Source organism: Gilliamella sp. B2969 (assembly GCF_026536195.1).
In the GTDB taxonomy this organism is placed as follows: Bacteria; Pseudomonadota; Gammaproteobacteria; order Enterobacterales; family Orbaceae; genus Gilliamella.
Window position 1 is genome coordinate 14,463 of record NZ_JAFNOP010000003.1, and the last position, 23,986, is coordinate 38,448.

General features: G+C 34.4%; 22 protein-coding genes. 9 read left to right on the forward strand and 13 right to left on the reverse strand.

The window, feature by feature from the left end; genetic code table 11:
- Positions 1–13 precede the first annotated feature (13 nt).
- From lptE to infA, 4 genes are all read left to right on the forward strand, one after another.
- Entirely contained in the window at positions 14–508 is a 495-nt protein-coding gene (lptE, locus tag J3U66_RS03095) for an LPS assembly lipoprotein LptE (protein ID WP_267347949.1), read from the forward strand.
- A gap of 9 nt (positions 509–517) precedes the next feature.
- Positions 518–1,522: a DNA polymerase III subunit delta gene (gene holA / locus J3U66_RS03100; protein WP_267347950.1), complete on the forward strand. Its 1,005-nt coding sequence runs from the start codon at positions 518–520 to the stop codon at positions 1,520–1,522.
- Positions 1,516–2,172, forward strand: coding sequence for a nicotinate-nucleotide adenylyltransferase (gene nadD / locus J3U66_RS03105; protein WP_267347951.1), 657 nt, complete (start codon positions 1,516–1,518; stop codon positions 2,170–2,172). The genes holA and nadD overlap by 7 nt, the downstream gene beginning before the upstream one ends.
- Before the next feature lie 232 nt (positions 2,173–2,404).
- Entirely contained in the window at positions 2,405–2,623 is a 219-nt protein-coding gene (infA, locus tag J3U66_RS03110; RefSeq protein ID WP_025315083.1) for a translation initiation factor IF-1, read from the forward strand.
- Positions 2,624–2,745: 122 nt separating this feature from the next.
- Here infA and J3U66_RS03115 read toward each other — a convergent pair whose 3' ends face one another.
- On the reverse strand, positions 2,746–4,194 hold the full coding sequence (locus J3U66_RS03115) for an amino acid permease (protein ID WP_267333256.1): 1,449 nt from the start codon (positions 4,192–4,194) through the stop codon (positions 2,746–2,748).
- Between the two features lie 212 nt (positions 4,195–4,406).
- Complete coding sequence (locus J3U66_RS03120; RefSeq protein WP_267333076.1) at positions 4,407–4,685, reverse strand: YkgJ family cysteine cluster protein; 279 nt, start codon at positions 4,683–4,685, stop codon at positions 4,407–4,409.
- Positions 4,686–4,789: 104 nt separating this feature from the next.
- On the opposite strand from J3U66_RS03120, the gene yeiP reads away from it, so the two are divergent.
- From yeiP to J3U66_RS03140, 4 genes are all read left to right on the forward strand, one after another.
- Complete coding sequence (gene yeiP, locus J3U66_RS03125; RefSeq protein ID WP_065634563.1) at positions 4,790–5,362, forward strand: elongation factor P-like protein YeiP; 573 nt, start codon at positions 4,790–4,792, stop codon at positions 5,360–5,362.
- A gap of 14 nt (positions 5,363–5,376) precedes the next feature.
- On the forward strand, positions 5,377–6,273 hold the full coding sequence (gene ttcA, locus J3U66_RS03130) for a tRNA 2-thiocytidine(32) synthetase TtcA (RefSeq protein ID WP_267333078.1): 897 nt from the start codon (positions 5,377–5,379) through the stop codon (positions 6,271–6,273).
- Positions 6,274–6,537: 264 nt separating this feature from the next.
- Entirely contained in the window at positions 6,538–7,365 is an 828-nt protein-coding gene (locus tag J3U66_RS03135) for an MBL fold metallo-hydrolase (RefSeq protein ID WP_267347952.1), read from the forward strand.
- 13 nt (positions 7,366–7,378) lie between these two features.
- Complete coding sequence (locus J3U66_RS03140; protein ID WP_267333080.1) at positions 7,379–8,605, forward strand: MFS transporter; 1,227 nt, start codon at positions 7,379–7,381, stop codon at positions 8,603–8,605.
- A gap of 47 nt (positions 8,606–8,652) precedes the next feature.
- Here the strand turns inward: J3U66_RS03140 and J3U66_RS03145 are convergent, their stop codons facing one another.
- The 10 genes from J3U66_RS03145 to rplM form a co-directional block, all read right to left on the reverse strand.
- On the reverse strand, positions 8,653–10,815 hold the full coding sequence (locus J3U66_RS03145; protein WP_267347954.1) for an extracellular solute-binding protein: 2,163 nt from the start codon (positions 10,813–10,815) through the stop codon (positions 8,653–8,655).
- 234 nt (positions 10,816–11,049) lie between these two features.
- Entirely contained in the window at positions 11,050–13,881 is a 2,832-nt protein-coding gene (gene glnE / locus J3U66_RS03150; protein WP_267347955.1) for a bifunctional [glutamate--ammonia ligase]-adenylyl-L-tyrosine phosphorylase/[glutamate--ammonia-ligase] adenylyltransferase, read from the reverse strand.
- Between the two features lie 9 nt (positions 13,882–13,890).
- On the reverse strand, positions 13,891–14,871 hold the full coding sequence (locus J3U66_RS03155; protein ID WP_267347957.1) for a hypothetical protein: 981 nt from the start codon (positions 14,869–14,871) through the stop codon (positions 13,891–13,893).
- Between the two features lie 39 nt (positions 14,872–14,910).
- On the reverse strand, positions 14,911–15,849 hold the full coding sequence (locus J3U66_RS03160; RefSeq protein ID WP_267347958.1) for an inorganic triphosphatase: 939 nt from the start codon (positions 15,847–15,849) through the stop codon (positions 14,911–14,913).
- Positions 15,850–15,915: 66 nt separating this feature from the next.
- The gene (locus tag J3U66_RS03165) at positions 15,916–17,649 is read right to left on the reverse strand and encodes an ABC transporter ATP-binding protein (RefSeq protein ID WP_267347959.1); all 1,734 of its coding nucleotides are present in this window, start codon (positions 17,647–17,649) and stop codon (positions 15,916–15,918) included.
- Entirely contained in the window at positions 17,642–19,510 is a 1,869-nt protein-coding gene (locus J3U66_RS03170; RefSeq protein ID WP_267347961.1) for an ABC transporter ATP-binding protein, read from the reverse strand. Before J3U66_RS03170 ends, J3U66_RS03165 begins: the two co-directional genes overlap by 8 nt.
- A gap of 222 nt (positions 19,511–19,732) precedes the next feature.
- Entirely contained in the window at positions 19,733–20,143 is a 411-nt protein-coding gene (locus J3U66_RS03175; RefSeq protein WP_267333087.1) for a ClpXP protease specificity-enhancing factor, read from the reverse strand.
- A 46-nt stretch (positions 20,144–20,189) separates the two neighbouring features.
- Positions 20,190–20,822: a stringent starvation protein SspA gene (gene sspA / locus J3U66_RS03180; protein ID WP_267333088.1), complete on the reverse strand. Its 633-nt coding sequence runs from the start codon at positions 20,820–20,822 to the stop codon at positions 20,190–20,192.
- 350 nt (positions 20,823–21,172) lie between these two features.
- Entirely contained in the window at positions 21,173–21,565 is a 393-nt protein-coding gene (gene rpsI, locus J3U66_RS03185; RefSeq protein ID WP_034901366.1) for a 30S ribosomal protein S9, read from the reverse strand.
- A gap of 11 nt (positions 21,566–21,576) precedes the next feature.
- Positions 21,577–22,005 carry a 50S ribosomal protein L13 gene (gene rplM, locus J3U66_RS03190; protein ID WP_065566227.1) on the reverse strand — a complete coding sequence of 143 codons (429 nt, stop codon included), beginning with the start codon at positions 22,003–22,005 and terminating at the stop codon, positions 21,577–21,579.
- Between the two features lie 274 nt (positions 22,006–22,279).
- Between rplM and J3U66_RS03195 the strand changes: the two genes are divergently transcribed.
- Positions 22,280–22,900, forward strand: coding sequence for a YrbL family protein (locus J3U66_RS03195; RefSeq protein ID WP_267333089.1), 621 nt, complete (start codon positions 22,280–22,282; stop codon positions 22,898–22,900).
- On the opposite strand, the gene pmrB is transcribed toward J3U66_RS03195, so the two are convergent.
- Positions 22,881–23,972 carry a two-component system sensor histidine kinase PmrB gene (pmrB, locus tag J3U66_RS03200; protein WP_267343843.1) on the reverse strand — a complete coding sequence of 364 codons (1,092 nt, stop codon included), beginning with the start codon at positions 23,970–23,972 and terminating at the stop codon, positions 22,881–22,883. The genes J3U66_RS03195 and pmrB overlap by 20 nt on opposite strands.
- Positions 23,973–23,986: the final 14 nt, after the last annotated feature.

Here is a 23,986-nt window from a genome sequence, read left to right on the forward strand (position 1 = left end):
GGTGGTAATACTTATGAAAAAATATATAGCCTTATTTATACTAATGGCAGTATCATTGACAGGTTGTGGTTTTCATCTACAAAATGAAACTGAAATACCAGCACGATTTAAGACGATGACTTATATCAGTTATGATCCTTATGGACAGCTTTCAAGAAATATTAAAGAGTTATTAAAGGATAATAAAGTTACATTAGCTAACAATGATGTATCACACAATTATCCCTCTTTAAATATTATAAGAGAGTCCATTGATCGTAGTACGATATCTATTTACCAAGATGGTAAGGCGGCGGAATATCAATTAGTCTTAAATGTTGACGCTCAAGTTATTGTTGCGAGTGAAAAGGTATACCCAATTAGTGTTCGTATTTTCCGTACATTTTTTGATAACCCAACAGCAGCACTTGCTAAAACAACCGAGCAAGATTTAATTGAAGATGAAATGTATAAACAAGCCGCTAAGCAAATTATTCGTAAATTGAAATCGGTTGATGCTGTTAATTAACTTTTTGACATGATTAAAATCAACGCAGACCAAATTACGACAAAATTAGGATCGCCCTATTATTTACTATTAGGCAACGATCCTTATTTACAATATTATAGCCAATCGCAGCTAAAAACCGCTTTTAAACAAGCTGGCTTTAATGAACAACTGACATTTAACATAGATAATCAAACTGATTGGCAGCCTATCTATGATAGTTGTCATGCAATGAATCTGTTTTCAACCAATACGCTTATTTTTTTAGATTTTGGTGAAAACACAATCAATGCAGCGGCGAGTTCAAAGCTGAATAGTTTAAGTGAAATACTCAATCCTGATATTGCATTAATTATCAGTTTAACCAAAATTACTAAAACTCAAGAAAATGCAGTTTGGTATAAAAAATTATCCGATAACTTAGTCGTCGTCAATTGTACTACGCCTGACACAGCTTTATTACCACAATGGATTAAAAATCATCTTCAACAAAAGCAAATAGTGGTTGAACCTGAAGCTATCGATCTTCTTTGTTATTATTACGAAGGAAATTTACTGGCATTAACGCAAATTATTGAACAATTAAAGTTACTATATACTAATCAAACAATAACTTATGATCAGGTTGAAAGTAATATTAATGATTCAACCATATTTACCCCATATCACTGGATTGATGCAATGGTTGCTCACAAAACAAAGCGAGCAACCCACATTTTACAGCAATTAAAAATGAATGATTTTGAACCATTAATATTACTCCGAATTATTCAACGTGAGCTGATTTTGATCATCAATCTAAAAAAAGGCTTATCATCAAAACCGTTAAAACAAATTTTTGATGAATATAAAATTTGGCAAAATAAAAGAGCAATGTATACCAATTATTTAAATCGTAATGATATTAAAGATCTATTTTCAACGCTAGCTCTACTTACTGAAATCGAAATCAGCTTGAAACATGATAATCAACTACGAGTGTGGGATGCGCTATCGGCTTTAACAATGCAATTTATGGGATTAAATAAATGTTAACAGCATTGTTCGGCGGCACTTTTGATCCAATTCATTATGGGCATATTTACCCAGCAATTGCGCTCGCAAAAGAGGTTGGCTTAACGAAAATTAGTTTATTACCCAACCATATTCCCCCGCATAAACCGCAACCTGAGGCAACGATAGCACAGCGCCTAGCTATGTTAAATTTAGCTATAAGCGATATACCGTTATTTTCAATTGATACCAGAGAATTACTACCACAAAATTTAACCCGACCGTCCTACACTATCGAAACACTGCAACAGTGGCGTGACCAACATGGTGATCAGTCTGGTCTAGCCTTTATCATGGGACAAGATTCTTTAATAAATTTACCCACCTGGAAAGATTGGAAAATACTACTTAATTACTGTCATTTACTTATTTGTAGACGTCCAGGTTATACCGAAAAAACGACTGACAATGAACTTCAAGCGTTTATCACTCAACATCAAACAACCAATATTGACGATTTGCATGATTTTCCAGCTGGTTACATCTATTTTGCACATACCCCTTTAGAAAATATATCTGCGACAGAAATTCGAGAAAATATTCATAATCAACAAAGTTGTAAAAATTTATTACCCCCCAAAGTATGGCGTTATATTTGTGAGCAAGGGCTTTATAATGGAAAGAAAAATTAGAAAGGTCTTTACTTCTGTCAGTTTTTTCGGCATTATTTTGCCGCTGTCTTTATATATTATAAATTCAGTGATTTTATAGCTTATACTCAATGTCAATTAATCTATATGCACAAAAGTCGATAACAGCAATTTTAAAAAAGTTTTTAGTTGTCACGTTATCCCCAGATGATATGGGAATAAATGGATGATGATATGAGTATATTTAATTTGTATTTATTAATAAGAGGCCCCAATGGCAAAAGAAGATAACATTGAAATGCAAGGTACCATACTTGATACTCTTCCAAACACGATGTTCCGTGTTGAACTTGAAAATGGTCATGTCGTTACTGCACATATTTCTGGTAAAATGCGCAAAAATTATATTCGTATTTTAACTGGTGATAAAGTTACCGTTGAAATGACACCTTACGATCTATCTAAAGCACGTATCATATTCCGTAGTCGCTAATATCGTTATCATCAGAATTGTTATTTAATCATTATTAAATCTAAAACGGTTTATTCTCTTTTTTAATAAAATTCCGTCGACTTGTGTCGACGGAAAAAAGAGCTTTAATACTATTATGCTAATTAATTTACTTGTGAAAAATCCATTTCTGAATAGTTAACCCATTTGGTCTTTTTCACAATTTTGTAGCCAAAATAGATTACCAAAAATAGTGGTAAACCGACATATGTTGCTATTACACCATTCCAATCAATAGTATCTTGTAAGAATGCTTCATAATTTTGACCTAGTGTAATAATCAAACATAGGACAAAAGCAAATATTGGACCAAATGGAAAACAGCTTGAACGATAAGGTAACTTATTGATATCTAATCCTTGTGCAATATAACCTTTTCTAAAACGGTAGTGACTAATTGCAATACCAAGCCAAGCTATAAAACCTGTCATGCCAGACATATTAAGCAACCATAAATAAACTTCTTGATCTTTATACATCGAAGTTAAAAAACATAGCATAGCAATAATTGTTGTTGCGATAAGTGCAAATCTAGGTACCCCTGATGAAGATAGCCTTGAAAAGATTTTAGGGGCTTTCCCCTCTTTAGCCAATGCATAAAGCATCCGTGTTGAGGCATATAAACCGGAATTACCCGCCGATAATACCGATGTTAAAATAACCGCATTCATAATTGCCGCAGCGGATAATAGTCCTGCATGCTGAAAAACTAAGGTAAATGGGCTGACACTGATGTCGGTTTCTTCATTACGTAATAAATTTGGATCCGTATAAGGAATGATTAAGCTAATGACCAAAATAGCAAAAATATAAAACAGTAAAATTCGCCAAAAAACTTGCTTCATCGCTTTTGGAATATTTTTTTCTGGATCTTTTGACTCTCCAGCAGCTATGCCGATTAGCTCCGTACCTTGGAATGAGAAGCCAACAACCATCGCAACCCCTATCATCGAGGAAAAACCACCAACGAAAGGAGCATCACCAATAGTCCAATTTTGCCAACCTGCATTTTCACTCCCCTTTAAAATGCCAACAATCATCAACAAACCAATCACAATAAACACGATAACAGTGACAACTTTAATTAATGAGAACCAAAACTCGGCTTCACCAAATCCTTTTACAGAAATATAGTTTAAACAAAAGATGATGCTTAAAAACAGCAAGCTCCAAAGCCAACTATAACTACCTGCATCAAACCAATAAGAGATAACAAGCTGAGCAGCAACTAAATCTACTGCAACAGTAATTGCCCAGTTATACCAATAATTCCATCCAATTGCGAAACCAAAAGCCTCATCAACATAACGAGCGCCATAAGTAGCAAAGGTCCCTGACACCGGCAAATACGCCGCTAGTTCACCAAGACTGGTCATTAAAAAGTACACCATAATACCAATGATAGCATACGAAAGTAATGCACCACCGGGACCCGCTTGAGCAACCGTTGCGCCTGAAGCAACAAAAAGCCCTGTACCAATTGAACCGCCAATAGCAATCATGGCTAAATGCCGAGATTTTAAGTCCCGTTTTAATTTATTATTCATAACAATATTCTTCTGTTTAAAAAGATTAAAAAAGACAATAAGAAAAATTCAGTTAATAGTGTAATACCGCAATCCTAACAACAATTAACTAAAGATTAATCTAATTAATATGGTCATTTATCATTAAATAATGAAATGCGATGAAGTTTATCAAAAAAAAAACGACGCGAGATAAATAATTCTAATAATAAAACTCGTTTATTAAATATTAGCAATAGTTAAACGCTAGTTAACTGTTCTAATTGAGTTAAATAATTTAAAGCTTGTACACGATTGTTGCCACACATCTCAATACAAGGCTTTAACCGACCACAAACTTGTGGTCTTGATGACTGTCCAAATAAGTCACATTGAAAATTAGCATTTAAATGAATGCATGCAACTCCAGCGGGTTTACCATTTGGCATACCAGGAATCATTGACGAAATTGAAGGCGCAATACAACAAGCACCACAGTTTTTTCGACATTGAAATAAGCTATCCGTTGTTTTTTTCATAATTTGACATTAATCGGTAAATTTTGTTGGTGACAATAGCAAGATAGCGCTAAAATAGCGAACTAATTTTCAACTCTATTTTTAATAATCACGAAGAAGATATTATGGCTAAAGCAAATGAAATAAAACGTGGCGATGCAGTCACTTATAACGGTAAATTATTATTGGTTAAAGATATTGATGTTCAAAGCCCTAGTGCACGTGGCGCTAGTACACTTTATAAAATGCGATTTACTGATGTAAAAACTGGCGGTAAAGTCGAAGAACGTTTTAAAGGTGATGATATTATCGAAACCATTGAATTAATTCGCCGTCCGGTTAGTTTTTCATATATCGATGGTGATGAGTATGTCTTTATGGATAATGAAGATTACACGCCATTTATCTTCAAAAAAGCGCAAATCGAAGAAGAGCTATTATTTATTCCTGAAGGGGGAATGAACGGTATTCAAGTGCTAATGGCTGATGGCGAGGTAGTTGCATTAGAGTTACCGCAAACGGTTGATTTAGAAATCATTGAAACTTCACCTAGCATCAAAGGTGCGTCTGCCAGTGCACGCACAAAACCGGCAACCTTATCAACTGGCTTAGTTATTCAGGTTCCAGAATACATTGATAACAACGAAAAAGTGAAAATTCATATTGCTGAACGCCGTTATATGAGCCGAGCTGAATAATCTATAAAATCGTGATGAATACATATAATCAAAATAAATTACATAAACGGTTACGTCGTCTAACTGGAGAAGCCATTGCCGACTTCAATATGATTGAAGATGGTGATCGGATTATGGTTTGCTTATCAGGTGGTAAAGATAGCTATACGCTACTCGATATTTTATTAAATTTGAAAATCAGTGCCCCGATCAATTTTGAACTAATTGCCGTCAATTTAGATCAAAAACAACCCGGTTTTCCTGAACATGTTTTGCCGCAGTACTTAGAGTCATTAGGTATTGAGTATAAAATTGTTCAAGAAAATACTTATGGTATCGTAAAAGAAAAAATTCCTGAAGGCAAAACAACGTGTTCACTTTGTTCTCGTTTGCGTCGTGGTATTTTATACCGCACCGCAACAGAGCTTGGCGCAACGAAAATTGCGTTAGGTCATCACCGCGATGATATTCTAGAAACGTTATTTTTAAATATGTTTTATGGTGGCAAACTTAAAGCAATGCCACCCAAATTGGTTAATGACTCAGGCGAGCATATTATTATTCGACCGCTTGCTTACTGCAAAGAAAAGGATATTGCAAAATATGCTGAAATTAAGCAATTTCCAATCATTCCATGTAATCTTTGTGGTTCACAACCTAATTTACAACGTCAAGTGATTAAAGAGATGCTAAACGATTGGGATAAAAAGTTTCCTGGTCGTATAGAAACCATGTTTAGAGCCACGCAAAATATTACGCTTTCACATTTATGTGATACTAACCTTTATGATTTTAAAGGTATCAAAAAAGGGGATATTGATGTCAATGGTGGCGACATGGCGTTTGATCGCGAAGATCTCCCCTCAGTAGTTGGATTTGATCCATCTGACCTTGAGGATCAAGACTTAATTCTTTGGAAAGAAGCAAACTAAATATTACGTCATTATCTACTTTTAAATAACCATTTATCGGCGAATGAGTAAACTCGCCGATAATCTTTCCCCTCATTAATTTTAGAGTTCGACACTCATCATCCCTTACAAATTTTGATCTTCCTCACGAATTAACAAAAAATTAATTAATTTTATTGTGGAATTCAAGTCATTTCAATAAAATTGGAACGTTCCAATTTTAAATGCTTTATATCACCAAATAAAATGACAACAATTTGAATCATTGAATTATAGGAGAACAATGTGAAACTACAGTTTTTGGGTACAGCAGCCTCGGAAGGTATCCCAAATCCTTTTTGTAAATGTGAAATCTGCGAGAAAACCCGCATACAAAAAGGTAAAAATATCAGGAGCCGAAGCTCCGTTATCATTGATGACATCATGCAAATTGACTTTGCACCCGAATTTAGTTACCAAGTTATGCGAGAAAATATTGATGTAACTAAAATTAAAGATTTGTTATTTACGCATACTCATCCAGACCATTTTAATGTCGGTGATCTATTTAGCCGTATGGTAGATTATGGCTTTAACATTGATCACCCGCTTTATATCTACGGCAATGATATCGCAATAAATGGGTGCTTACATGTGCTACCAGGTTACAGCCTTGAACGCTTTGTGTTTAATTTATTGGTCCCTTATCAGACTATTACCAGTTCTGCTGGCTATCATGTGACGCCTTTACTATCGAATCATGCAAAATGGGAATTTTGTTTTATCTACTTAATTGAAAAAGAGGGGAAAACTATTCTTCATGGTCATGATTCTGGCTATTTTCCTGAACTCACTTGGCAATGGCTCAAAAACAGCGGCAAAAAAATTGATTTAGCGATCTTTGAATGTACCTATGGCTATAAACAAGACGACCGCACCAATAATCATATGAGCATTGAAACTGTGATCGCCGCACAACAACGCATGATTAGTGAAAATATTTTTCATAATAAAACACAACTAATAACGTCGCATCATTCACATAGTAGTGGCTTTATGCACGATGAATTAGTGGAAATATTCAAACCTCATAATATAGAAGTCGCTTATGACGGCTTAATAAAAACAATTTAACACGGAGTTTTTTATGTTTAAAATACCACGTCTACTGGTAATGATGTTTTTACAATATTTTGTGCAAGGTGCATGGAATATGGTTATTGGGGCAGTCCTCGCTGCTTATGGATTAAAAGAGATTGTTGGATCAACTTACTCTGTATTAGGTATCGCAACCATCATTTCACCGTTATTTATTGGCATGATTGCGGATAGATTTATTGCATCACAAAAAGTGATGGGCATATTGCATATTCTCAATGCCGTTGTATTATTCTTGATTCCTAACTTTGTTGAAAACGGCAATATTGCTGGTTTTTTAATCATGATTTTCATCGTTGGTTTATTATTCTATCCAACAACAGCTTTAGCCAATAGCGTTAGCTTTAGACATATAGATGGTGTACGTTGGTTCCCAATTATTCGTGTATTTGGTACTATCGGCTTTATGATTGTAGGGTTGATTCTTGGTTACACAGGTTTTTCTAGTTCTATCAATTCATTTTTACTTGCTTCAGGTGCATCTGTTGTTTATGGCATTTATTGCTTCACACTACCTAATACACCACCAAGCAGCAAAAATAAAAAATTCTCTTTGCGCGATGCGATGTGTTTAGATGCATTATCACTTTTTAAAGATAAATACTTTACTATTTTTATGTTGTCCACTTTTATCTTAATGATAACTAAAACAGCTTATAGTGCTTATTTACCGGTTTATCTCCCTGTTTTAGGATTAGAACCTGCATCAATGATGCAAATAGCTATCGCCACTGAAGTCTTATTTATGTTCCTTCTATCTTTCTTATTAGGTCGTTTTGGTTTCAAAAAAATCATTTTATTTGGCGCAATATGCTGGGTTATTCGTAGTTTAATGTTATCGTTAGCCGCCACTGCTGATGGTAGTACGATGTTCTTTTATATTATTGGCACATTACTTTTACAAGGTGTTTGTTGGGACTTCTTCTTTACCGCTGGTGATATTTATGTAGATAAAAAAGCAGGACCAGAAATCAAAGCACAAGCGCAAGGCTTACGTTTTATTGTTTCTAACGGCTTTGGCGTATTTATGGCCGCATCAGTTTGTGGATTTATCAACAATCGCGTAGTTACCGAAAAAACGCTGCCAAATGCTGGGCCACAATGGCAAGAATTTTGGATCTATCCTGCTGTAGTGGCAGCGATTGTTGCGATTGGTTTTTGGTTATTGTTCAAAGATAAAGATGTAATAATGGCCCCGAAAGAAAAATCAAAATAATCTGATTTTAATTATCAAATCAAACAATATTGTTAGTGTGTTTATCATTAGCAATATTGTTTTTTTATCTCATCATTAATCAAATCAATAACTTGTTTTGAATCGTATTGTTTAGCCATCCACTTTGATAAATAATTACCTATGATGTTTTCAACACACCTTAAATTCACAGCCTTACCTTTTATACTATTTTCACGTATACCGTTAGCGTACTGCTGCTTAGCCACAGTGAGCCACGGATAGCTATTGATAATGCGTTGATTTTGAAAAATAGAGTTTTGTGCCGTTGCCCCACCCAACAACGCAATCTGTTCGCTAATTTCTGGCGAATATAGCCACTCAAAAAAAGATTTTATAGCCGCATCTTTTTGACTATACTTTGATACGCCTAAAGAACCACCACCAAATAAAGGCTTATTACCCGGCACTTTAGCATACCCCACCAACGGCAAAATGTTACGATGATTTATACAACTAAACAAATTCATATAAACAATTAGCATCGCTAACTTGCCTTGTTCAAATAATTTCACTGAATCTTGCCACCAAGTGGCATTAATATTTTTGGCTAGTTTAATAAAAGAGTGTAATTGAGTTAACGTTGTAAGTGCTATAGCAGTATCGAGCTGAGGTTGGGGTTGATTAAATAATTTTCCACCTTGTGCATAATAGCGGACTAAAAATTCGGAAGCGATGAGTTCATCATTACCTGAGGTAAAACAACTACCAAACTCTACTTGTGACTCCCCATTTTGCTGTCGATTAAAAAAAGCCGATATTTGATTAAAATCAGCAAAATTTGCCGGTACATCAAGTTGTTGACGAAACTGCTCAAAATAAGCGCGTTTAATTAACGGATCATCAAAAAGATCTTTACGATAAAACAGCATTTGTACACTTGGATCGAACGGCAAAGCATAAGCGATATTATTCACATAACTAAAACGGTCTATTATTTCAGGCGTATAGCGTGTAAAGATATTGGATAAATCAATTTGCAGTTCAGATAGCGGTTTAAATATTGAAGGGGCAAACCAAGGCAAACCCGCCATATCAATCCGAATAATATCCAGATATTGATGATGTTCTATATGATTAAGTATGTGATAAATCTCATCAAAAGGCTTAACTATTAAATTAACATTAATACCACTTATTTTGCTAAAGTGAGGTAATAATTTGACTACGGCTTGGGTTGACGGGCTGGGAAGGATTAAAAAATTAACTGTATCACCATCGTTAGTCTTGTCGTGGGGCAATGAATCAGGAAGTAAGGTAAATCCTTTATTTTCAGGTAAAGTAACTGGCTGGTCCTCAATTAAGTTGGCAATTTGCCGACTTAATATCCCATAATTCATATGATATTGATAAAAATGGTTTTCATAAAAAAAACTATGATTTGTTAATGTATAAATGGGTGGGCAAGATTGTAAACTTCCGAAATAATTAGCATTACGAACAAAATGTGCGCGCTCCATATCCATGGTAATGATGGCATCGTACTCTACTTGCTCATTTGCAAAAAAATTGAATGATAAATTATAGGTACTATTTGAAGGTATTGAAGTAATGCAATTTATCTCGACACGATAATTTTGTTGCTTAAAGGTTTGCTCTAACCCTTTTTTAAAAGATTGTGAATGAGTATGTTGATCAGAATTACTAAATAAACCAATATGCCGATAATTATTTTTTATCATTTCGCAGGCAATATCATGCCCAGCTTTTTCAAAATCTAATGATATGAATTTCAGCGCAGATTTTGGTTTACGGTAAACAAAAATAATTTTTTCTTTATCTACTTTTAGCGTTTGGTAATAACTTTGTGCGCTGTCTAAAGCGCTGACCACAATCACCGCATAATCGCGTTTTACAGCAATTTCTTGAATGAGTTGTAATTCAAACTCTTTTGAATCATAGGTTAAATATAAGGTTAATCCATAACCTAATCGATTTAAATAACTAAAAAGCCCATCATATAAATCGGCGTACTGTTCAGCGGTAATATTGGGTAACAAGACCGAAATCGTTTTGGTCGTTCCTTGTTTTAAAAACTTTGCTTGTAAATTTAGTTGATACCCTAATGCTTGAGCGGCTTGCTCAACAAGTTTAATTTTTTTGACACTGACATTACCGCGACCATTTAGTACATTTGACACCGTACCATGTGATACACCCGCCATCTTAGCGATATCTTTAATCGTTGCCATTGATATTAAACTCCATAAATAACCGGTAATAACCCACTCAACTTAACTAACTATATGGTAACGTGTTGATATTAAAATCTTATTTTAACCTTAGATCATCACTCTATTTAATAGAAGTTTGTTGAACCTTTATCAAACTTGCAAATGAGGCCTAACTAGTAGGTTAGCTTTAATAAGATATCGAGCATCATTGTTTTTTGATATCAAACTCGCTTATTAACCAATATTAGACATTCAATTTAACCATTTATTCCAGCTCTGTTTTACTATTGCTCTTTCCTGTGTAAAACAAGAATTATCAACCGTACCGGGTAAAACTTGTAAGGCTAAACGATGAATTTCGTTACGCATGTCGATATAAGCTTTTGTCAATTGCTGCGCTTGCTCATTATCCATAATTTGATATTTTGCAGCCAACTCTAAAATACGCACATTATCACTCCATTGCGTCATTTTAGGTTGTTGATAAGCATAGTTAAGTACCAAAAACTGAGACAAAAATTCAATATCGCCAATTCCACCTTCATCAATTTTTAAATTAAATAAGTCTGATTGTGTGGAGCCTAAATGGCTTCTCATCTTTTCGCGCATCTCTCTTACTTCAGTTTTTAATCGATTTTCATCTCGAGGTTGGCTTAATATACTATGACGAATCTGATTAAAGCGATCAATGAGTGCGGATTCGCCATAAACAGCTCTTGCTCGAACCAAAGCTTGGTGTTCCCATGTCCATGCTTCATTCATCTGATAATCTTCAAATGAATCTAAACTGCACGCTAATAGTCCAGCATCACCTTGTGGTCGCAAGCGGACATCAACTTCATAAAGAATACCAAAGCTGGTTCGTACATTAAATAGGTGAATTATTCGTTGTACTAGTCGTAAGTAAAATTGACGACTATCGATCTGCTTATCGCCATTGGTCATGCTATGAACGGGGCAATCATGTAAAAAAACTAAATCTAAATCAGAGCCATAACCCAGTTCCCATCCACCTAATTTACCATAAGCAATCACAACTAACCCTTTTTGATTATCCTCTAAATGTTCAGGTTTACCATAACGACCCACCATCTGATTCCAGGCCATTTGAACAACAAAATCAAGGAGCGATTCTGCAACATAGGTTAAATGATCGCTGACTTTCATGGTCGATAATACATGCTCAACATCAGCCGCCGCGATATGCAGCAGTTGCATCTGTTTAAACTGCCGTAGTGCTTCAAGTTGTTGTTCTTCATCATCCGATAAAATACGTAATAGGTATTGATAGAGCTGATTTTTATACTCTTGTGGCGCAAGTGTTTGATACAATGAATTAATATCAATTAGTTCATCAAGCAAAATTGGATAATGTGCAAGCTGATCGCTAATCATAGGCGATGCACTGCATAATCGAATTAATTGTTTTAATGCTGTTGGATATTCTAATAACAGTTCTAAATAGGTGGTACGGCTTACAATATTTACCAATAATGGCAAAATACGTGATAATACCATCAAGCTATGACTATCATTACAGCAAGCATCAAGTAAACGTGGCATGAGTTGATCGAGTATTTCTCGTCCACGTACGCCGATAGTACGTTTACCAATATCATTACGGAATTGTAAAAGTAATTGGTAGAGCTGATTAGCTTTCTCATCTGAATAATCAGGTAATAGTGCTTGCACATCACTCAATTGCAAATCAGGCACCCATAATTCATCAAATTGGTCATTATAAGGTTTAGTTTTAGTTGAGGATTCATTGTCATCCTCACCAATTAATTCATTAAATATTTGACGATTCGCCTGCATTCGAACAAATAATTCCGTTTCAAATTCTTGCCAAGTGCCAAACCCCATAGACAATGATAACCGAGCTTTATTTAATTCATCGTCGGGAAGTGTTTGTGTTTGTTCATCATTGATTGCTTGCAATACATTTTCACAACGACGTAAAAATAGGTAGTTTTCACGTAAAATTGAGACTTCCTGATAATTCAATAACTGTTCATGTTCAATGACTTGTAGTGCGGTTAACAGTGAGCGAGTCTGTAATCCAACAACTCGCCCACCACGAATAAGTTGAAAAACTTGTACAATAAATTCAATTTCACGAATACCGCCTGCACCCAATTTGATATTATTTTTTAAACCTCGACGACGAACCTCGCGTTCAATCATACTTTTCATGTTGCGCAATGATTGTAATACACTAAAATCAATATAACGACGATAAACAAATGGCTTGAGAAGTTGATATAGTTCAACAGTATAATGATCTTGTTGATTACCCAGCACTTTTGCTTTCACCATCGCATAACGTTCCCAATCACGACCTTGTTCTTGATAATAATCTTCCATCGACGAAAAACTCAAAACAAGCGGACCACCATCACCTAAAGGACGTAAGCGCATATCAACTCGGTAGACAAAACCATCTTCGGTAACTTGATCTAACGCTCTAATTAAACGTTGTCCCAAACGCGTAAAAAACACAGCATTATCTAATTCGCGACGACCGCCTTGTGTTTGTCCATGTTCAGGATAAGTAAAAATAAGGTCAATATCAGATGAAAAATTAAGCTCTCCCCCTCCTAATTTTCCCATGCCCAGGATAAGTAAAGGTTGCGCTTGTCCTTGCAAATTACACGGCGTACCCCACTCTTTACAACTCAGTTCATAAAGCCAATCTCGCGCAGTGATGATAATCACCTCTGCCAAGTGAGTAAGTTGCAATAAAATTTGCTCATCGCTACTGGTTTGCGTTAATTGTGACCATTCAAGCCTCACTAAGATATAACGCCTAAATAATCTTAACGCTTTCATGAGCGTCAATTCATCAGATACCGACGCTAACTTTTGATTTAACCATTGTTGATAGTTACGTCTTTCATCAGTCTGAGGGGGATTGTTAACAATGTCTGTCAACCATTCTGGAAACCGATAAAAAGCATCAACGATAAAATCACTTTGAACCAAAATATCTAAATTAACGTGAACATCATTAGGATCACATTGAGTCAATTGTGAGATAATTTTCTGTTTTTTATCATTAAGGAGTGAAGTTAATTCTGACATATTATTAGCTCATATAAAATTTGGTTGATTGATAAGTTGACGCTGTTTAAAAAACAGTTTTACCGATACCCGAGTGACAAAACAACCTAACACGCACAAGATCAAAAGAAATAGGTACCACAAACCTATTTCTATGGTGTCTGATAGATATTCATTTGCGATTAATCCCATCAATTGGATTAATCCAAACATCAATGCTAACGTTAAACAACAAAGAATCAAAAAAGCCCATAAAGAACTCAAGATCAGTTTTTTTATTTCTAAATGGTTTTTTACAGCCGTAAAACCGTTACGTAAAGCAAAATAACCTAATGTATTTACTACAATTAGAAAAGTAAACAATATGCCAGTTCTAACCAAATTAGCAAACAAAGACGTATAAAAAACGTTCTGCAGGTGAAAAAAACTAAATAACAAAGTTAAAAAATACCAATTAAATAGCACGATATACAATGATAAATGTAAATTTTTGTTTTGCTGCCTGGTTAGGCAATAATGGGTATAAATAAGGTATTTTTTAAATAATTTCATGCCTAAATAATACATCATTGCTATCACAAAATAGTCAATTATCATCAATACCATAACCACTATCCAAGAGGTTAAAATAGACAATATCGATGATGAACTTTGATTTAAGAGAGGAACAACATATTGATTTAGATAGTACTGACTAACCAGCGTTATCAATGTGATGACAATTGAAATAATGAAAATAAAACTGACATTACGCCAATGGATTTGATAAATAGCTTGTCGAGATAAAAGCAGCGTTGAGATAATAAAAATAAATAATAAATTGGGTAATTGAATTAAGAAATGCGTTAAAAGCACATTACCCACTACCCAATAAAACGATCTTTGCCCAATGGTTGGTGAAAAAAACAGGCTAATGTCAAAAAAACAAGAATAACCTGTTAGCAAAATAACGTTAATTAGCAGAAAAAATAATATCGTCAATAAAGGTAATTTAAAAAAATTAACGGGCATTTAATGTTCCATAATGATTTAAAACATATTGCTAAAACACTACCGGTTATTTTGAGCTAATAACATTAACTTCAATTTAGTATTTACCTCACTATAAGCAAAATCGCTTACTGATTTAATCGATTGTAACGCATGCTGCCATTGATTGAATTCAGGTTCAATGAAAACACCCTTTTCTAATAAAGCTTGTTGAACTTGTTGTAATGTGTGTTGATAAAAGTTGAGATCGTTATTAGCTAAGGCATACTCTTCATTTTGTTGCCAGAATTTTAAAATATCAGGTAAGCTTTGTTGACAACTTAAATTAATTTCACTGTGGTTAATTGGTTGATTTTTTAATAATCGATAACCTCTTGCTGCTTTGCTTTGCGAAAAAAGGTGCAAATCAAACCGAGCTAATTCAATAGCAAAATTAATCAAATCTTGCTTATTACCCTGTTTTATCTCTAATTCAACTTCTTGGATGGGTAATTTTGTTCCATTCGACTCGATTTCACCTTGGTCTAAAGCTACTTCTATTTCGCTATTAGCAAATAAAATTAACCAAGCTTGGCGTTTAAAATTGGTGCTAAATAAAGGTTTAAGATGATTTTGTAGTTGGTTAATATCGCAATCTTTTGGTAGTGCAGCTTTAGGCAAAGCCGTTATATCAAGGTGTGGGCTGGGTAAATCAATATTGTATTCAGCGCGTTGATGCAAACCCGCTATTGATTGAGAATCACGCTTAAGAGTCATTTCACAATGTTGATTTGAACCTTGTTCGCTTACTCTGACTCTTAATCCACAGCCATTATTACGCAAATAATAGTCTGGAGTATCATAATAAGTGTTTAATAAGATTAATTGTGAAATTCTTGGCTGCGTTTGCCCACTATCTAGATACTCAGCAGCATCACAATTAACCCACTGGTTTAAAAACAACGTTAGGTCAGCAATTTGGCGATTAGTTATTTCAAACTTCAATTCGATTTCGTTCATTAATCTATAGTCTATAATGATAATTTACACATATCATATACCGATTTAACTCAGAAATATAGGCACTCAAGGTGCCAACGAAAAGGTTTGTTTTTGTAGCTTATAAAGCTTAGCAAACAGTTGATTGTTATTCATTAATTGTTGATAACTACCTTGCTCGACAAGAGTACCTTTATCTAATACTATTATCTGATCTGCCGAAATGACGGTTTTTAAACGATGCGCAATCACAATTACCGTGCGATCTTTCACCAGTTCAGCAATAGCTTGCTGAATATAAACTTCATTTTCGGGATCAAGTGAAGCTGTTGCTTCATCAAGTAACACAATCGGCGCATTTTTTAATAAAGCTCTTGCTATTGAAATACGTTGTCTTTCACCACCAGAAAGCTTACTCCCATTTTCACCAATTAAAGTATTCCAACCATTCGGTAAGCGTGCAACTAACTCATCACAACGCGCTTTTTTTGCAGCTTGCATCACTTCTTCATCTGTCGCATTATGGCGACCAATACGGATATTATTTAAAATGGTATCATCAAATAACACAACATTTTGAAAAACAAACGACATATAACGCATCAAGGTTTCAGGATCGATGTCTTTGATATCAAATCCACTAATGCTAATTGTGCCACTATCGACATCCCAAAAACGCGCAATTAATTGTAATAACGTACTTTTACCACTGCCAGATGGGCCGACTAATGCTGTCATTTTTCCTGAGGGTATAACGCAACTTAAATCGTGAATAACGGTTTTTTGATGATAGGAAAAATTAATATGATTAATATCAATTGTGAAATCATTTAAAACGACATCATCACGACCTTCCATAACTGTTTCTTCATTAAGACTCTTCATACGCTCAATCGAAACCAACATATGAAACAGTTCAGGTAATAGCGTTAGTACCGAAATTAAAGGACTGTAAATTCGAGAACTAATGATCACAAATGCTAAAAAAGTAATGGGCGCTAAGCTACCTGAAACCATTAATTTTACCCCCACTAATACCACTACCCCCAGCCCTACCTGTAACATCATGATAGATAACGTAACAAATATACCGCCAATGCCTTCGAATTTAATCGATGCCCACATCATATTCTTTAATGCTTTATCCAGTTGTTGAAATTTTTCTCCACTGCGTCCAAAACCTTTAATAATTTTAATACCATCAAGATACTCTTGTACTTCATTCGACACAGCTAATTTTGATTCGATATGCTTATGGCTTAGTTTTTTTTCAATCAACTTACCGATAATCACAATCAACAATGATAATGGTAATGTACACAATATGGCTCCAGCCATTCGCCAGTCATAAAAAGCAAGTAAACTACAGGTAATTATGCTACTACACGAATAACCAATTAGTTGGGGGATAACGTGACTTAACATACTTTCAATCGTTGAGCAGTCACCCATGATATTGGTCGTCAATTCAGATAAATCCTTACGATTAAAAAAGCTTAGGGGCAGTTTTCGAATTTTTTCTGCGACTTCAATTCGAGTATTAGCGGCTTGTCCAAAAGCACTCGCGTAAGTTTTTTTATATTCTCGTTGATAACAATATAAAAATAACAAAGCGGCTAAAACGCCAAAGGCAACCATTATCCATAAATCATCTTTATTAATAGGCACATTATTGATTAATGGGTTTATCAGTAACACCATAACTTGCAATAAAATAATAAAAGGGAGCATTAATGTCAGATTAGAAATAGTGCAAGCAATCGTAGCTTGAATTAGATTTTTATTTCCCACATCTGATAGCATCAGTAAACGTTTAAACATCTCGCACCTCATTAACATGATTTATTTGCCTATCATTTGCTTCAACTGCCTGATTACTTTGTGGCATATCCCAATCTAATGTTTTTTGATAGTACTGCCACATCTTGTAATAGGTTGCGTGATTGTCAATTAGTGTTTGGTGCGCACCTTTTTCAACAATATGACCTTTATCTAAAACAATTATTTGGTCAGCATCTTTAATGGTAGAGAGCCGATGCGCAATCATAATGACTGTTTTATCTTTCATTAACGCTTTTAATGCTAGTTGAATCTTATATTCATTTTCAGGATCGGCAAATGCCGTCGCTTCATCCAAGATCAAAATAGGCGAATTTTTTAATAATGCTCTTGCAATAGCCAAACGTTGCATTTCACCCCCCGATAGATGTAAGCCTTGTGTACCAATAACTGAATTATAGCCATCCGGTAGCTTTTCAATAAAATCATGACATTGTGCCGCTTTCGCAGCAGCAATCACTTCATCAAGTGATGCATGAGGTTTGCCGATTCTGATATTGTCTAAAATGCGTTGTTTAAATAAAAAAACATCCTGAAAAACAAAACTGACTAACGATAACAAGTAATCACTGTTCATCTGCTTTAAATCAACACCACCAATAGTGATATGCCCACTGGTAGGATCAAAAAATCGTGGTATCAGTAAAGAAATGGTACTTTTACCACTGCCAGATAAACCAACTAAAGCTGTTGTTTGACCTTGTTTTGCAGTGAATGTTATATGACTGATTGCATTATTATTGACAGATTGGTCATCAATTTGATTGTTAGAGTAAGAAAAATTCACATCATTAAAACATATATCATAATGATCTGTTTTTAAACCTATTTTAGGCTCAGGCAACAAAGGTATATTCAATACCGCATCCATAGTTTGCACACTAGTTGCTGAATTTTGAAAATTCCTAGTAACATAAAGTAATTTAAAGAACGGTGCTGGTAACCCTAAAGAAAAAATCAAATAAAAAATAGCAGACAGTATAAAATGAGCGTAATTATCAGTATGCCCTAATAATAAAATAATGATTGGAATAATAAAAAGGTAAATATTATTTAATATCAATAAGAAAAAAGCCATGTGATATTTGAAACAATAGATAAATTTTAAGCAATATAACTGGTAAGCTTTAATTGACTGATAAAAGCGTTTAAATGAAAAAAAGGTTTGATTGAAGGCTTTAACAACAGTAATACCACGAATATATTCGACAGATGCATTACTCATTTCAATTAATCTTTTTTGAAACTCTTGTTGATGATGTTTAACATCTTGACGTTTATAACCACTGATTAACACAATATAGGCAAGCATTATAGGGAATAACGTCGCTAAACCTAATCGCCAATCAAAGACAGCTAAAATAATGAAAATCATAACAGGGGAAGCAAACGCCCCAACCATGTCGGGTAGTTGGTGAGCGATAAATTGTTCAATTTTTTCGATATCATCATCAACAATCTTACGTAATTCTCCACTCGAATGCGTGTAAAAAAAACCTAATGGTAATAGGGATAAGTATCTTACAAAATTATATTTTAAATGATAGAGAGTTTTGAAAGCCGCATAATGTGAAAAACATAATCCCAAAAAGTTCAATAAAATGGATACCGCTGCTGAAATAAAAGCTAACCAACCATAATTGATAATTAAATCATTATTTAACGCCGCACCACGACTGATACTCATTACTATTTCATAAATAATAAAATAAATGGCGATAAATGGGATAAAAGAAACGGCTACACTAACAATTGAAAATAGACAAGCGAAAGTCATTAAAACCTTATAATTAAATGCTAACTCCCAAAGTCTTGAACTTGCAGTTTTATTACCGGACTTCATAAAATTAACCAACTTTCATTTAATAATAATAATCATTATCAATTATAAAAAATAAAATAACAGTATTTTTTGTGCGTTTAGCTATTAAAAAATAACTATTACACCTGTAGATTAATTTTTGTAAAGTACATCATGAGATCTTGCTTACAGAGGTGCAAGCAAGACATTAGTAGGGTTTATAACGCAGTCACTAAGCAAGTAAGAACAATTATGAAAGGTTAATTATTTTACAACTCTAAATGGATTAGTGGTTTTTTTATTGGTTGATTCAGGTTGTGTGTCACTATTTTTGGTCTGAGCATGATATTGAGGTTCATCTTCAAATCCCATCCCTACCCCATTTTCACGTGCATAAATAGCTTCAATAGCGGCCATTGGCACAACAATGTGTTGAGGAACACCAGAAAATCTAGCATTAAATTCAATTTGTTCATTAGACGCAAAATATTGACCAACTGAATGTGGCGCAATATTTAAGACTATCTGATTATTTTGCACAAACTCTTGAGGAACAATCACACCATAAATTGAAGTATTAACAACAATATATGGCGTTAGTTCATTATCAATAATCCAATCATAAAAAGCCCTAAATAAATAAGGGCGCCTTGGTGTCATTTGTTCAAGATCCATAAAAACTACCTATTTCAACAGTTTTATCAACGAGATAAAAATTTACTTAAGATCTTATCTTTTTTTCTTCTTCAGTTAATGAGTTAACAAAAGCTGGACGTTCAAAAATACGTGCCATATAAGCTAGATAATTCTTCTCAGCTACTTTTGGCAATTCAATACCAATCATTGGTAAACGCCATAGTAATGGGGCAAAATAACAATCACATAATGTGAAATCATCACTCATAAAATACGGTTTTTCTTTGAACATAACCGAAATGGAAACCAAATCATCAAGCAAATTTTTACGCGCAGTTTTTGCAGCTTGGCTATTAGGATCGGCAATGATGGTTTCATAAGCGCTATACCACTCTTTTTTAATGCGGTACATGGTTAAACGAGAATTTGCACGAACAATCGGATAAACAGGCATTAAAGGTGGATGGGGGAAGCGTTCATCAAGATATTCTAACGCAATATGAGGTTCATATAATGTTAGATCGCGATCAATCAAAGTTGGAATTGTACCATAGGGATTAAGATCTAGAAGTTCTTGAGGTAAATTATCTGCCGTTACAAACTCAATTTCAGCAGTTACCCCTTTTTCTGCCAGCACAAAACGAATTTGATGGCCGTAAATATCTGTTGTATCACAAAATAATGTCATTACAGAACGTTTATTAACAGCAACAACCATGTTCACTCCAAATATGCAAAATTAAAAAAAGTTTAGAATTTAACTATTCTAGCAAATTGGATAACAAATTTGTTAAAAAAAATTAATTTTCTTGTTATCTTTCTCTAAACAACAGCAATTTGACAAAAGTTTAAGAATAAATATACATCTTAAAACAAAGGCTTGAATTTAATTAACGTAATAAACTAAAATAAAAACAATAAATTAATAAAATTAATGTTTTTTATCAATTAACAAAATTACATTTACCCGTCAGGCTATGAATTAGCATCTAATTAGAATCCAAATAAAAAAACCCAGTCGAAACTGGGTTTTTGCAAACAATTTTGTAACCTTTGTACAAAAAATAATTAACGTTTGCTGAATTGTGGACGACGACGTGCTTTGCGTAGACCCACTTTTTTACGTTCAACTTGACGCGCATCACGAGTAACAAAGCCCGCTTGACGTAATGAAGAACGTAAAGTTTCATCATATTCCATTAATGCACGAGTAATACCGTGACGAATCGCACCCGCTTGACCTGAAATACCCCCACCTTTAACAGTGATGTAAAGATCAAGTTTGTCAGTCATTTCAACTAACTCTAAAGGTTGCATCACAACCATACGAGCAGTATCACGACCAAAGTATTGCTCTAATGAACGTTTATTAATAACGATATTTCCACTACCTGGTTTAATAAACACGCGAGCAGCAGAACTTTTGCGGCGACCTGTACCGTAATATTGATTATCAGCCATCTTCTATCCCCTTAAATATCTAATACTTGCGGTTGTTGTGCCGCATGATTGTGCTCATTACCAGCATAAACTTTTAGTTTACGGTACATTGCACGACCAAGAGGACCTTTCGGTAGCATGCCTTTGACAGCAATTTCGATGACTTGTTCAGGATGACGTTCAATCATTTCTTTAAAAGTCGCTTCTTTAAGTCCACCGATGTAGCCAGTATGACGATAATAGATCTTATCAGTGCGTTTTTTGCCTGTTACAGCAACTTTTTCTGCATTGATAACGATAATATAATCACCTGTATCAACATGTGGTGTATATTCTGCTTTGTGTTTACCACGCAAACGGCTTGCGATTTCAGTAGCTAAACGACCTAGCGTTTTACCTGCTGCATCAACAACATACCAGTCGCGTTTAACTGTTTCTGGTTTAGCTGAAAAAGTACTCATTCGTAATTATCCAATTTTTAATTAATCTCACGTTAATAAATCATTTGATTTATTTACACTTTTTGATTGTTGCTATTAACTAACTAACCCCTTCGAGTTGTTACATTAACTTTGACAACCGAAAACAGTGTTGGGAAAAACACTGTTGTAACGTGGGTTGCAATATTATACAGAAATATAATAAAAGCGCTACATTTTAAATAAAAAATCATGGCATGCGAAAACACTTGCTGATAAACTCTAAGCGAACTATTAATAACGCATTAAAAATTAGATGGAAAATTTAATTCAACTTACCGATAAAGATTATATAAGCAAGGGGTTACACCGTAAATGCTATCATCACCCAGATGATCCGAATAAGTGCATCAAAGTCAATTATAATGACGGGGCAGAAGAAGAAACCAACCGCGAAATAGCCTATTATAAGCATCTTATTAAACGCCACATATCATGGGATGCGTTAGCACAATATTACGGTCCGGTAAACACCAATTATGGCCAAGGTCATGTGTTTGAACTCATTCGTGATTATAACGGTGAAATAGCGACTCCACTTGAAAAATATTTGTTGGATGAACAGCTAACCAAACAATATTTTGATGCATTAGTCATTTCGCTAAAAGCATTAAAAACAGCATTGTTAAATGATCGAATTATTACCATGACAATCAAAAGTAAAAATATTTTATTTCAACATTTATCACCAGAAGCAAATCGCTTAATTATTATTGATAACATTGGTAATTCGACATTGATTCCTATCGCTAATTATGTTTCTTATTTTGCTAGAGCCAAAATTGAACGCACTTGGCAACGGTTTTTAGCTTCATTAATCAGAGAAAACAAACACAATCAGTTAATCACTCAATTAGTTAACGAGGTGAATCAGTAAGGCGCAATGTTGCTACTGCACCTTTAATATTATCTTGTCTATTGTTAAGGGTGAATACGCCATGATGTAAATTAGATATACGATTAACGATGCTTAACCCAAGCCCTATTCCATTATGTTTTCTATCCATACGGAAAAAAGCTTGGGTCAGTTTTTCACTTTTTGACTCATCAATGCCCATCCCTTCATCGATAACCGAAATAACAATATCTTTGTCGTCCTTAAGGCAACTAACAGTGATGTTAGTATTTTCGGGGCTATATCGATGAGCGTTTTCAACTAAATTACGTACTAATAGACGAATTAACGTCGCATCACCATTAAATGTTACAGTATGGTCAATAACCTGCCACAAAACTAACTGATTTTTTTGCGAAGTTAATTCGCTTAACTCATCGGTTAATGGAATCATGACATCTTGATAAAAATTAATTTTTTGATATTGACCAATAGTAAATTTTTGACTGGCTCTAGCTAGCATCAATAATTGTTCAACTGTATTGACCAAACGATCAATTCGCTCAATTAATTCATGGCAATCAATGTGATGTTTAGTTTCTAATAATTCCAAATGGAGACGAATACCGGCTAAAGGTGTTCGCATTTCGTGAGCAACATCAGCGGTAAAAAGCCGCTCTTGTGATAACGTGTTATTCAATCTTAAAAATAGATTATTTAATACCGTAGTAATCGATTTGATCTCTCGCATATTACTAATTGGGGCAATGGGTTTAAGATTTTCCTCAGTACGTTGGTTAAGATCGTGCTCAAGAACTTCTAGTGGTTTTGTTATCCATTTAATTGCCTTATAAGCTAAAAATAACGTAACTAGCATCATCGAAAAAGCTGAACAAAACAAAGCAAAGATAGCTTCAAGTTCCTCATGTTCGACAACTTCGTCAATTTTATTTTGGCTTAAAGTTAAATTCACTAAAACATCAATTTGTTCTTTACTTTCATGCCATAACCAAAACACGGTGATGATTTGACAAATCAGCATAATAGCGCCCAAAGTAAAAAATAGATTCCAGCGAATTGTGTGACGAATTTTACTGATAGAATTTATGATCATAACATTTTTTCTTA

What these genes read in the sequence shown, in the direction of transcription:
- lptE (WP_267347949.1), top strand. Translation starts at nt 14, where the DNA reads ATGAAAAAATATATAGCCTTATTTATACTAATGGCAGTATCATTGACA.
- holA (WP_267347950.1), top strand. Translation starts at nt 518, where the DNA reads ATGATTAAAATCAACGCAGACCAAATTACGACAAAATTAGGATCGCCC.
- nadD (WP_267347951.1), top strand. Translation starts at nt 1,516, where the DNA reads ATGTTAACAGCATTGTTCGGCGGCACTTTTGATCCAATTCATTATGGG.
- infA (WP_025315083.1), top strand. Translation starts at nt 2,405, where the DNA reads ATGGCAAAAGAAGATAACATTGAAATGCAAGGTACCATACTTGATACT.
- J3U66_RS03120 (WP_267333076.1), bottom strand. Translation starts at nt 4,685, where the DNA reads ATGAAAAAAACAACGGATAGCTTATTTCAATGTCGAAAAAACTGTGGT.
- yeiP (WP_065634563.1), top strand. Translation starts at nt 4,790, where the DNA reads ATGGCTAAAGCAAATGAAATAAAACGTGGCGATGCAGTCACTTATAAC.
- ttcA (WP_267333078.1), top strand. Translation starts at nt 5,377, where the DNA reads ATGAATACATATAATCAAAATAAATTACATAAACGGTTACGTCGTCTA.
- J3U66_RS03140 (WP_267333080.1), top strand. Translation starts at nt 7,379, where the DNA reads ATGTTTAAAATACCACGTCTACTGGTAATGATGTTTTTACAATATTTT.
- J3U66_RS03145 (WP_267347954.1), bottom strand. Translation starts at nt 10,815, where the DNA reads ATGGCAACGATTAAAGATATCGCTAAGATGGCGGGTGTATCACATGGT.
- glnE (WP_267347955.1), bottom strand. Translation starts at nt 13,881, where the DNA reads ATGTCAGAATTAACTTCACTCCTTAATGATAAAAAACAGAAAATTATC.
- J3U66_RS03155 (WP_267347957.1), bottom strand. Translation starts at nt 14,871, where the DNA reads ATGCCCGTTAATTTTTTTAAATTACCTTTATTGACGATATTATTTTTT.
- J3U66_RS03160 (WP_267347958.1), bottom strand. Translation starts at nt 15,849, where the DNA reads ATGAACGAAATCGAATTGAAGTTTGAAATAACTAATCGCCAAATTGCT.
- J3U66_RS03165 (WP_267347959.1), bottom strand. Translation starts at nt 17,649, where the DNA reads ATGTTTAAACGTTTACTGATGCTATCAGATGTGGGAAATAAAAATCTA.
- J3U66_RS03170 (WP_267347961.1), bottom strand. Translation starts at nt 19,510, where the DNA reads ATGAAGTCCGGTAATAAAACTGCAAGTTCAAGACTTTGGGAGTTAGCA.
- J3U66_RS03175 (WP_267333087.1), bottom strand. Translation starts at nt 20,143, where the DNA reads ATGGATCTTGAACAAATGACACCAAGGCGCCCTTATTTATTTAGGGCT.
- sspA (WP_267333088.1), bottom strand. Translation starts at nt 20,822, where the DNA reads ATGGTTGTTGCTGTTAATAAACGTTCTGTAATGACATTATTTTGTGAT.
- rpsI (WP_034901366.1), bottom strand. Translation starts at nt 21,565, where the DNA reads ATGGCTGATAATCAATATTACGGTACAGGTCGCCGCAAAAGTTCTGCT.
- rplM (WP_065566227.1), bottom strand. Translation starts at nt 22,005, where the DNA reads ATGAGTACTTTTTCAGCTAAACCAGAAACAGTTAAACGCGACTGGTAT.
- J3U66_RS03195 (WP_267333089.1), top strand. Translation starts at nt 22,280, where the DNA reads ATGGAAAATTTAATTCAACTTACCGATAAAGATTATATAAGCAAGGGG.
- pmrB (WP_267343843.1), bottom strand. Translation starts at nt 23,972, where the DNA reads ATGATCATAAATTCTATCAGTAAAATTCGTCACACAATTCGCTGGAAT.